Raw genomic sequence first — 9,952 nt, forward strand, 5'->3', positions numbered from 1 at the left:
TTTTGGGTTGAAGACGTAATCTTCCGGGCTCGCAGCGACAGACGCCCTGTGTCCCTCATGAGCGCCCGATGACCGCTAGCGCCGCCCCCGAAATCTATCACGACCTCTGTGCAACGCGCACCGCCGCGACGGGGCGGACGGCTGCAATCTCGGTGGCTATTCGCCGATCCCGAATGCCCGCTTGCCGAGCGTCAAAGCCGGACCGCCTGCCGATTGCGAAGGAACCCGATCATGAGCGAGACACGCACATTGCTCGAAGAAATCGAGCTTCAGGTTCGCTGGGGGGATATGGACGCGTTGGGTCATGTCAACAACGCCGTCTATTTTACCTATTTCGAGCAAATTCGCGTGGCTTGGCTCGAGCGCCTGTCGATCTCAGGCGCCATCGCCGCCGGCGCGCGTGTCGGGCCGGTCGTGGTAAACGCATTCTGCGAGTTTCGGCGACCGATCATCTATCCGACGCAAATCATCGTGCGAATGTTCGGTGGCGATGTCGGCCGCAGCAGCTTCGGAACGTTCTATGAAATTCACGATGCCGGCCGCCCGAATGCCTTGTACGCAAGCGGCAGTGCCAAGGTCGTTTGGGTGCATCACAGTGAGGGGCGCTCCGTGCCGCTGCCTGCCGAGGTGCGTCAGTGGCTGCCCGGCGCAACACACTGAGCGCGGCGGGTACGGAACAACGCTCGCATGAACTATCTCGCCCATTTGTATCTGGCAGAAGACGATGACGCCGCCTTGGTTGGCAATCTGCTCGGTGATTTCGTCAAAGGCAGAATTGATGCAAAGCTCGATTCCCCTATCTATCGCGGCGTCAAGCTGCATCGGGCCATAGACCGCTTCACCGATGCGCATCCGATCCATCGGCTCAGCCGGCGACGCATCAGCACAAAGCGCCGCCGCTGCGCCGGGATCATCGTCGATATGGCTTACGATCATTTTCTAGCGCGGCATTGGCCGCGGTTGCGCAAGCGCCCGCTGGATGAGTTCGCGCAACGCGTCTATGAGGCATTGTATCGCCGTCAAGCCGTGCTCCCGCCGAGCCTGCGCCGAGTGCTGCCGCGTATGGTGCGTGAGGACTGGCTGACCGGATACCGCGAATTGGACAACGTCGCCGTGGCGATCGCTCGGCTGGCATTCAGGCTGTCGCGCCCGACAGCACTGCTGGGCGGGATCAGCGAGATCCGCGGCGCCTATCGGGAGCTGGAGAGCGATTTCACGCATCTATTACCCGCACTGAAGCGCTTCGTCGAGCTGCGCCATGCCCGCGAGATGGCCCTGCAATGCTCACCGTGTGAAGCCTATCCGAGGATGAGAATTTCCCGTGGAGCAGGTAAAAGTGCATGAGCCAGAGGCATTTCGGCGAGCGGGTCCTTGTTCTCCACCCGTGCGGCAGGGCCGACCGACCGCGCGCTCGCAAAAGCGTTGCTCCGGTCAGCAGGCCCGTTGCGGCAGCCGCTGACGCTTGCGAGCCAAACGGCACACGCTCGCCAATCGCGCCAGCGGACGGTTGCGACGGCGGCGCGCCCTTTTCAGAAGGAGCAGAACAAACCGCCGTTTATCGGAATGTTGGCCCCATTAATGTATTGAGAATCATCGGAAGCCAGAAACACCACTACCCGTGCCACTTCACTGGGCTCTCCCATCCGTCCCGCCGGTATCTGGCTCACGATCGCCTCACGTACCCTCTCGGGAATCGCCTCCGTCATGGCGGTACGGATGTATCCTGGCGAGACGGTGTTTACCGTAATACCCTTCGCCGCGCTTTCCTTCGCCAGCGCCATGGTAAAGCCGTGCATTCCCGCTTTGGCCGCTGAATAATTCGTTTGGCCGAACTGCCCCGTCTGGCCGTTCACCGAAGCGATGTTGATGATACGCCCGAAACCCTGATCCCGCATCGCGCCGATGAACTGACGTGTCACATTGAACGTGCTGGCCAAATTGACGCCGATAACCGCGTTCCAGTTCTCCGCCTCCATCTTGTGCAGAAAGGCGTCACGTGTAATACCCGCCGCATTGACGATCACATCGACCCGACCGTGCTCGGCCTCGACCTCGCTCGCCATGGCGCGACAAGCGCTGTGCTCGGAGACATCGCAAGCCACCCAATGGATCTCGTAGCCCAGCTCGCGCTGGGCGGCCTGCCAGGCACCGATAGCTTCCTTTTCCGGGTCAACGCACGTGGTAATCACCCGATAACCCGCAACGGCGAGTTGCTGGCAGATCGCGGTTCCGATGCCGCCGTTGCCCCCTGTTACTAACGCACCGCGCTTGTTCATGCGTTCGTCCTCTTATCCCGCTTGCTACGCGGATGCGCTCGCGGCCCCTAAACACAGCCTGTTCGGCACATCCGGTCTCGAGGGCACGCTGGAAATGCAGTATTTCCACCGGCTTGTGCGCTCTTCCGAGTCAACCGTCTTGTGCGGCGCAGCATAGCATAGGGCATGATAGAAGCGCGAGACGCGCGGGGTCAATGATCGGTCCACGCGGACCGGGAAGGGTACTTCAACGCGCTCGAGGCGCAGGAAGAGGGCCGAGGAGTGCCACTGTGCGTACAAGGCGGAGCCCATCGATCCGGCTCGAGCTATAATATCCCAGACGCGCGTGACAGGCTCAGAAGATAAACCACCCCAAAGGCGGGCGGTCATTCTGATAGCAACGCAGTCACCCTAGCTCGCTCATCGGCGCGCTCACTCGTCCTGCGTCTTGTCGCCAGAGGGCCCTTCCTGCTTCCGCTCAGAGCGTTTGTCCGGATCGCCGGTGTTGAGCCCACTCATTGCCCGCCACATGGCGAGATTGCGCTCGGCGATCTGGGTCAATATCTGCATCGGATTGGCATCGATAAAGCTGCGCGTGCGCTCACGGAAAACTCGCTGCTGCTCTGCCCAGAGCTCCATGCTCTTCTCAAGATAACTCGTAAGCATATTCTGCATGGTGCCGCCGTAGGCACGGATGAGCTGAGCAAGCAGTTCGCTGCTGAAAATCGGCTCACCTCCCTCCTCCTCCTCGGCGATGATCTGCAGCAAGATGCTGCGTGTCAGATCCGCCTTGGTCTTGGCATCGATGACTGCAAAATCAACGCCGTTGAGCACCAATCGCTTTACGTCTGCGAGTGTGATGTAGCTACTGATAGCCGTATCATAGAGGCGTCGGTTGGGATATTTTTTTATAATCCGCGTCTTAGACATAGGGCGCCTCTCGTGCTGACGTTTTATCCGCGCTGGTCCGGCTTTACCCCCCATCCCGCCAGAGAGGTCATGGCGACCTCCATGGGACGTGCCCGAGCCTTCTCGCGCGGTTGAAGCCGACCCCGGATTGACCGTTCGAATGGTCGGGACGAGCGCGTAGCAGAGCCTTCAGGTATGGGGCACTGTGCTGCCCGATGCCTCACCCCCCCGCGCCTTGCACCAAGGTCATAGTATGGCATTGTTGCCGAGCTAACGCCGCCAATGCGCACAATAATTGCCAAGCCGGCGCTCATCGGGATTGCTGCGTGACGCTGGATCGCATGCGTGACCGCATAAAAGCTCTTAAATGTCATCGCTGGTGCACAACGCCAGAATGACGGCAGCGAGCATGCGCCTGATAACGGGGGAACCGTCGCGATTAAAAAAAGCGGCCCCCTCTTTGTGAGGGCGCCCGTAATCAGCTATCCCGTCAGCAGACGCTGCACCGCGGCGATCTCCTCGTGGGCCTCCTCGAGAATCGGAGCCCGCGCCGAAATGCCGACCTCGCTCAGGTTCAAGCGCGCATAGGCCGGTAAATCATCGAGACTCGGGTAATGGCCACTCGCCTCCGTGCCGGCATAGCTTTGCAGCTGAGAGGCAATGATCAAATCGGCATAGTCCGCGTTGCCTTCGCGCTCTCGGTACCAATTCTCGGCCTCCAGCACAGCAGCGATCAGCTCTTCGGAAAAATTCCAGCGCCGTAGGATCATGGCGCCAACCTGACCACGATAGGCCGTAATCGTGCTCTCGAGGAGTTCCGGATCCTGGACGAGGTCGTCGTAATGATGAGCGTGGGCCAGGATCGGCACGACTCCGATGTCATGGACCAATCCGGCCAGCAAGGCTCGATCCGGATTGAATCCCCCCAGCTTACGCGCGAGCACTGTGCTGATGGCGGCAACCACGGTGCTATGCGTCCACAGCTCGGCCATGCGCTGGCGCAGCTGCGCGTGTTTGGTCTGAAAGACCTCTCGCATGGTCGCGGCGACGATTACGTCGCGGACATTCTTGAGACCGAGTCGCACTATCGCCCCGCTGAGGCTGTCAGTGGCTTTCTGGCCATGGAACGAGGCGCTGTTGGCCGCCTGAATGATACGCGCGGCGACCACCGGATCGGCTTGGATGATCCGCGCCACCTCACCCGCCCCCGCATCAGGGTCGTTAATCGCCTGGCGAACTCGCAACGCGATCTCAGGCATGCTCGGCAGTTCCAGGCGATCTTCCATAAGATCCTGGATCAGGCGATAAAAGAGCCGATCACCAGCAGCCTCGTCCGCCTCCACCACCTCCTCGACTTGATACTCCAGTGGTGAGTTGGCCTTGAGCTGCTCCTGGATCCGCTGACGCGACAGACAGATCAGCTTGACTTCAGTGCAGGAAATCGCATTGAAGGGATAGGGATCCTCAAGGCCCAAGGGCTCTTCTGCGATTCCCGCATTGCCCATGCCGATGAGCCTGTGCCGCGAACCGTCGTTGCCGATGACAAGCACCTCCCCGGAGAGCACGTAACGGATGTACGCATCGTTCACGCCTCGGCGAGCGAGAACGGTCTTTGCCGGATGCTCCTCAATCTGCGCCTCGGAAGCCAGCGCTCCCAGGGCCCCCTCATCCAGCTCGCGCAACGGAATAAGGCCCTCCAGCATGTCTCGCGATATGTTGCCTGCCATAAGCTATGTCTCTGTCCCAACTCGCTTCGACATAATTGGTTCCCCCATAACGCTCCCACGCCATGCGTCGTGAAAACATTAACCCTTTCTCAAAAGAGCTTGCCTGCAGTATCGACAGGACATTTCGAAACTGAAGAAAGCAGCCCGCCCTCGGCTCGTTCAACGAGCACGCACATTGCCAGGGGATAGGGATGGCGCGGCCGCGGGACCGGCAAACGCTTGGTTCTGCGCGCGATTCGCCTGCATAGTCTCCGCCGAGAAACTGGCAGCCATAGGAGCGAGACCCTACGATGACACTTCGCTAAGCTATAGCCACCGACTAACCGAATCGTTTCCATTCCAGCGGCGTGAGTACGTTTCGAGGCGAACCATGGCAGGACATAGCAAGTGGGCGAATATTCAACATCGCAAGAAGGCGCAGGACGCCAAGCGAGGCAAGATCTTTACTAAGCTGATCCGGGAGATCACGGTAGCCGCGCGCGCCGGCGGTCCGAATCCCGAACTGAGTCCACGGCTGCGGCTCGCCATCGATCGCGCCCTCAGCGTCAACATGCCGAAGGATAATATCGAGCGCGCGATCAAGCGCGGTGCCGGCGCCGATGAATTGGAAAACTATGAGGAGGCTCGATTCGAGGGCTATGGGCCGGCCGGCGTCGCCATCATGGTCGACTGCATGACCGACAACCGTAACCGCACGGTCGGCGAGATTCGGCATGCCTTCAGCAAACACGGCGGCAACCTGGGCACGGACGGCTGCGTGGCGTACCTGTTCCGCAAGCAGGGCGTTTTTTTCTTCCCGCCCGAGAGCAACGAGGACCGCCTCCTGGAGGTCGCCCTGGAGAGCGGAGCCGAAGACGTAGCGACGAGTGAGGACGGGTCCGTGGAGATATTGAGTTCCCCTGAACACTATCACACGGTCAAGCAGGCATTGGACAAGGCCGACCTACACCCGGCGGACGCCGGAATCACCATGCGGGCGGATACCACGGTAACGCTGAGCGCCGAAGACGGCCACAAGACGCTAAAGCTCATCGAACATTTGGAGGATCTGGACGACGTCCAAGATGTCTACACCAACGCAGAAATACTCGAATCAGCCTACGACGAAGCCTGAGAGCCTGTTGCGCACCGCGGCGCAGCACATCCTCGGTATCGATCCCGGCCTGAGGATCACCGGCTTTGGTGTCATCGCCGCCCATGGTCGCAAGCTGAGCTACGTCGCCAGCGGCATTATTCGGGTGCGCGAAGGCCCCCTTCCTGAGCGGTTGTTGACGTTATTCGAGCAACTCTCCCACGTCGTGGCGCAGCATAAGCCGACCGTCGCCGCGGTCGAGCGGGTTTTCGTGCATCGAAATTCGGACTCCGCGCTCAAGCTCGGCCATGCCAGGGGCGCCGTCATCTGCGCGTGTGCCCGCAACGGTCTGTCGATCGCCGAGTACACGCCCCGCGCAATCAAGCTGGCGCTGGTCGGAACAGGCAACGCCGACAAGCATCAGGTACAGTACATGGTTCGAAGTTTGCTGGGCTTGCGCGGGGAGTTGCGAGTCGATGCGGCGGATGCGCTGGCGACTGCCGTTTGTCACGCTCACCAGCAGCGCTACGCGCGCCTTCGGGTAGATGAGACTCCCACATGATCGGCCGCTTGCGTGGCATTCTGATCGAAAAGCAGCCACCTCGGCTGCTCATCGACGTCCAGGGCGTGGGCTACGAACTCGAGGCCCCAATGTCCACTTTCTACGAGCTTCCCGCCCAGAGCGAGGAGGTGGTGCTACGTACTCACCTTGCCCTGCGGGAAGACGGATACAACCTCTATGGCTTTCACACCGAGCAGGAAAGAATGTTATTCCGCTCCCTCATTCGAGTCAGTGGAGTGGGCCCAAAGATGGCGCTGGCCTTTCTCTCCGGGATGCACACTGAGGAATTCCTGCGCTGCATACGCCTGCGTGACATCGCAGCGCTCACCCGGCTACCCGGCGTCGGCAAAAAAACGGCGGAACGCCTGGTAATCGAGATGCAGGACCGCCTCTCGACATTCGACACGCAAGCCATACACGCCGTGGGCGCCGCCTCATCGGCAAAGAGCACCAGCGAAGTTCGCATCGACGCCGTCAATGCCTTGCTTGCACTCGGCTACAAGGCGCCTGAAGCCCACCGCCTGCTGGCCGGCCTGGACAAGGAAGAGCACAGCAGTGAGGAATTGATCCGGGCCGCTCTTCGCCGGGCCGTTCAGAAGCCGCAATGAGGAACAACTCCAGGCACAGGCGCGCTTCGAGGCAATCCGGCATTGACCCGGCGCGCGCTGCTCGACAAGGCGCCAACGCATATACGCGATCGAACGCTGATGGTAATGATACGTCCGGCTGATCAGGCGCACACAGCGAGGCGCTGGCGATGATTGAATCAGATCGAGTCATCCAGGCACAGGCCGCCAGCGAAGAGGAGGCCATTGATCGCAGCGTCCGCCCACGCACGTTAGCCGACTACGTCGGCCAGCCGCCGGTCCGGGAACAGATGGAGATTTTCGTTCATGCTGCCCGGCAACGCGGCGAGCCGCTCGATCACGTTCTGATTTTCGGCCCGCCGGGTTTGGGCAAGACGACCCTTGCACATATCGTCGCCCATGAGCTGGGAGTGGAATTGCGGCAAACCTCCGGACCGGTGCTGGACAAACCCGGTGATCTGGCCGCGCTGCTGACCAATCTCCAACCCCACGACGTCTTGTTTATCGACGAGATCCATCGCCTCTCGCCCGTCATCGAGGAAGTTCTTTATCCGGCGATGGAAGACTTCAAGATCGACATCCTGATCGGCGAAGGACCCGCCGCGCGTTCGATCAAGCTCGAACTGCCGCCCTTTACGCTGGTGGGCGCCACAACCCGGGCGGGGCTGCTCACCTCCCCGTTGCGTGATCGCTTCGGAATCGTGCAGCGACTGGAGTATTATTGCATCGAGGATCTCTCGGCTATCGTGCGCCGTTCCGCGGCGCTGCTTGCGTTGGCGATCGATGCTGACGGGGCGCGGGAAATCGCGCAGCGCTCGCGAGGAACTCCACGTATTGCCAATCGCCTGCTACGGCGCGTGCGCGATTTTGCCGAAGTCAAAGCGGATGGGCGCATTACGCTGCGCGTTGCCGCGGCTGCCATGGATCTGCTGAACGTGGACGGCAACGGCTTCGACGTCCAGGATCGGCGGTTGCTGCGGACCATTATCGAAAAATTCGACGGCGGCCCCGTGGGAGTGGACAGTCTAGCCGCGGCGATCGGCGAGGAACGTGGCACCATCGAGGACGTGCTCGAACCCTACCTCATCCAACAGGGCTTCATCCATCGTACGTCGCGAGGGCGGATGGCGACTCGTAACGCTTACCTGCATTTTGGCTACCCGCCTCCGGCCGGAATTCACGAGAGGATGCCGGATCTGTTCGACGACACTTGAGACGCGCTCTTTTAACGGCAATGAAGCTATACCACCCGAGATCGACACTGACGCTGATTCTGTATGGCTTCGGAGTCGTATCGTTGCCGCTGTTTTTTGCGCTCGCCTACGCCGGCCTATACGTTGACCGACTTTCCGAGCAGGCCCAGACTGCCGTCTACAATGCGGCTCAAGCGATCCAGGGCAGCCGCAGTCTGGCGGAAGCACTCACCGGCATGGAGCGAACGGCGCGGCAATACCTATTGCTCGGAGACAATTCGCTGTTCAAGGTTTACAAAGAGACCCATGACGAGTTTCAGTTCATCGTCAGCCGGCTCAGCGATCTGAGCGCCGAAGCGCCTCACCGCCGCCACATTCGCGATATCGGCCAGCAGGAAAGCGACCTGTTTCAGCGTTTATCGAATGACGACGCGCGCCACGAGATGACGCAGCAGGAGGTTGCGGATACCTTCATCACGCTGCACAAGCTCGCCGACCGAATCAGCCGGGGGAGTAACCGCCAGATCGACCACGAGGTCCAGATAATGCAGCAAACGGCCACCATGGCTCAGCGAGTGCTCTTTTGGTTGGCGATTGCGCTTATCCCGCTCACGCTTATCTCGACGGCGATTTTCACGGTGCTGATCTCGCGCCCCGTGCGCCAGGTCGACAACGCCATCCGCGAGCTCGGCGACGGACGCTTCGGTTCGCCGATCGAGGTTTCGGGCCCGCAGGATTTGCATGCGCTCGGCGAGCGCCTCGACTGGCTGCGCCGTCGGTTGATCGAGCTCGAGAGCGAGAAAACCCGCTTCCTGCGCCACGTCTCCCATGAGCTAAAGACGCCGCTGACCACAATCCGGGAGAGCACGGCGCTGCTGGGGGATGAAATCGTCGGCAGGCTAAGCGATGAACAACGGGAGATTACCGAGATCCTCCATGACAGCGGGCGCCGTCTCCAGGTCCTCATCGAAGACCTGCTCGATTTCTCCCGCATGCAGGCTCACCGCCCCGCACTCAACCTCGCCCCGGTGGACATGAGCGAGTTGGTTGAAACCGTGCTGCAGAATCACAAGCTGGCCGTCAGGGCAAAATCCCTGCAGATAACTAGCAATCTGACGGAGTGCCGGCTCATTGGCGACCGGGGAAAGCTACGAACCGTCGTGGATAACCTGCTGTCCAACGCAATCAAATTCTCGCCCACCCATGGTGTACTTACCATCAGGACGCTTCAGATCGAGAACACCGCCGTGCTGGACGTCGCTGATCAAGGGCCAGGAATCTCCGTCGAAGAGCGGGACAGGATTTTCGAAGCCTTCTTCCAGGGCGAGCGCCAGCCCGAAGGCTACGTCAAGGGCTCAGGGCTCGGGCTTTCCATTGCCCGGGAGTATGTGCTCGCGCACGACGGGCGGATCGACGTTTTGGACATGCAAGGCGCAGGCGCGCGCCTGCGGGTCATGTTGCCGCGTCGCACGGCCCCGGCGCTTGTGGCCGTCAACGCAGCGGCCGGACACAAACCTTGAACATACCTATCCCTTTAGCTCCTAACGCGTTAATCAGTCGTGTCGCAGTTCTAAACGGGTATTTTGTCGAAGTGATTGATGTGCTTCGCATCCGGCCTTCAGGCCCAAGTGTGCTTGTGGAGCTGAG

10 protein-coding genes are annotated in these 9,952 nt (G+C 60.6%); 7 read left to right on the forward strand and 3 right to left on the reverse strand.

All coding sequences use genetic code 11. The annotated features are described in order from the left end of the window. Nucleotides 1–231 precede the first annotated feature (231 nt). The gene (locus AC52Q4_RS04225) at nt 232–660 is read left to right on the forward strand and encodes an acyl-CoA thioesterase (protein WP_495535556.1); all 429 of its coding nucleotides are present in this window, start codon (nt 232–234) and stop codon (nt 658–660) included. Nucleotides 661–687: 27 nt separating this feature from the next. Further along, nucleotides 688–1,344, forward strand: coding sequence for an acyl carrier protein phosphodiesterase (locus AC52Q4_RS04230; protein ID WP_495535557.1), 657 nt, complete (start codon nt 688–690; stop codon nt 1,342–1,344). Nucleotides 1,345–1,529: 185 nt separating this feature from the next. Here the strand turns inward: AC52Q4_RS04230 and phbB are convergent, their stop codons facing one another. From phbB to AC52Q4_RS04245, 3 genes are all read right to left on the reverse strand, one after another. Then, the gene (gene phbB, locus AC52Q4_RS04235; protein WP_495535558.1) at nt 1,530–2,276 is read right to left on the reverse strand and encodes an acetoacetyl-CoA reductase; all 747 of its coding nucleotides are present in this window, start codon (nt 2,274–2,276) and stop codon (nt 1,530–1,532) included. 411 nt (nt 2,277–2,687) lie between these two features. Further along, nucleotides 2,688–3,185 (reverse strand): polyhydroxyalkanoate synthesis repressor PhaR, encoded by a 498-nt coding sequence (phaR, locus tag AC52Q4_RS04240; protein WP_495535559.1) that lies wholly within the window; start codon nt 3,183–3,185, stop codon nt 2,688–2,690. A gap of 461 nt (nt 3,186–3,646) precedes the next feature. Beyond that, on the reverse strand, nt 3,647–4,891 hold the full coding sequence (locus AC52Q4_RS04245) for an HDOD domain-containing protein (protein ID WP_495535560.1): 1,245 nt from the start codon (nt 4,889–4,891) through the stop codon (nt 3,647–3,649). 370 nt (nt 4,892–5,261) lie between these two features. Here AC52Q4_RS04245 and AC52Q4_RS04250 point away from each other — a divergent pair, with 370 nt between their 5' ends. The 5 genes from AC52Q4_RS04250 (at nt 5,262) to AC52Q4_RS04270 (ending at nt 9,825) form a co-directional block, all read left to right on the forward strand. Then, entirely contained in the window at nt 5,262–6,005 is a 744-nt protein-coding gene (locus AC52Q4_RS04250) for a YebC/PmpR family DNA-binding transcriptional regulator (RefSeq protein WP_495535561.1), read from the forward strand. After that, the gene (ruvC, locus tag AC52Q4_RS04255; protein ID WP_495535562.1) at nt 5,956–6,525 is read left to right on the forward strand and encodes a crossover junction endodeoxyribonuclease RuvC; all 570 of its coding nucleotides are present in this window, start codon (nt 5,956–5,958) and stop codon (nt 6,523–6,525) included. The genes AC52Q4_RS04250 and ruvC overlap by 50 nt, the downstream gene beginning before the upstream one ends. Beyond that, nucleotides 6,522–7,133, forward strand: a complete 612-nt coding sequence (gene ruvA, locus AC52Q4_RS04260) for a Holliday junction branch migration protein RuvA (RefSeq protein ID WP_495535563.1) — start codon at nt 6,522–6,524, stop codon at nt 7,131–7,133. Before ruvC ends, ruvA begins: the two co-directional genes overlap by 4 nt. A 149-nt stretch (nt 7,134–7,282) precedes the next feature. Continuing rightward, complete coding sequence (gene ruvB / locus AC52Q4_RS04265) at nt 7,283–8,326, forward strand: Holliday junction branch migration DNA helicase RuvB (RefSeq protein ID WP_495535564.1); 1,044 nt, start codon at nt 7,283–7,285, stop codon at nt 8,324–8,326. Between the two features lie 20 nt (nt 8,327–8,346). Further along, the gene (locus tag AC52Q4_RS04270; protein WP_495535565.1) at nt 8,347–9,825 is read left to right on the forward strand and encodes a HAMP domain-containing sensor histidine kinase; all 1,479 of its coding nucleotides are present in this window, start codon (nt 8,347–8,349) and stop codon (nt 9,823–9,825) included. The last annotated feature ends 127 nt before the right edge of the window (nt 9,826–9,952 follow it).

This window comes from Nitrococcus sp. (genome assembly GCF_059432795.1).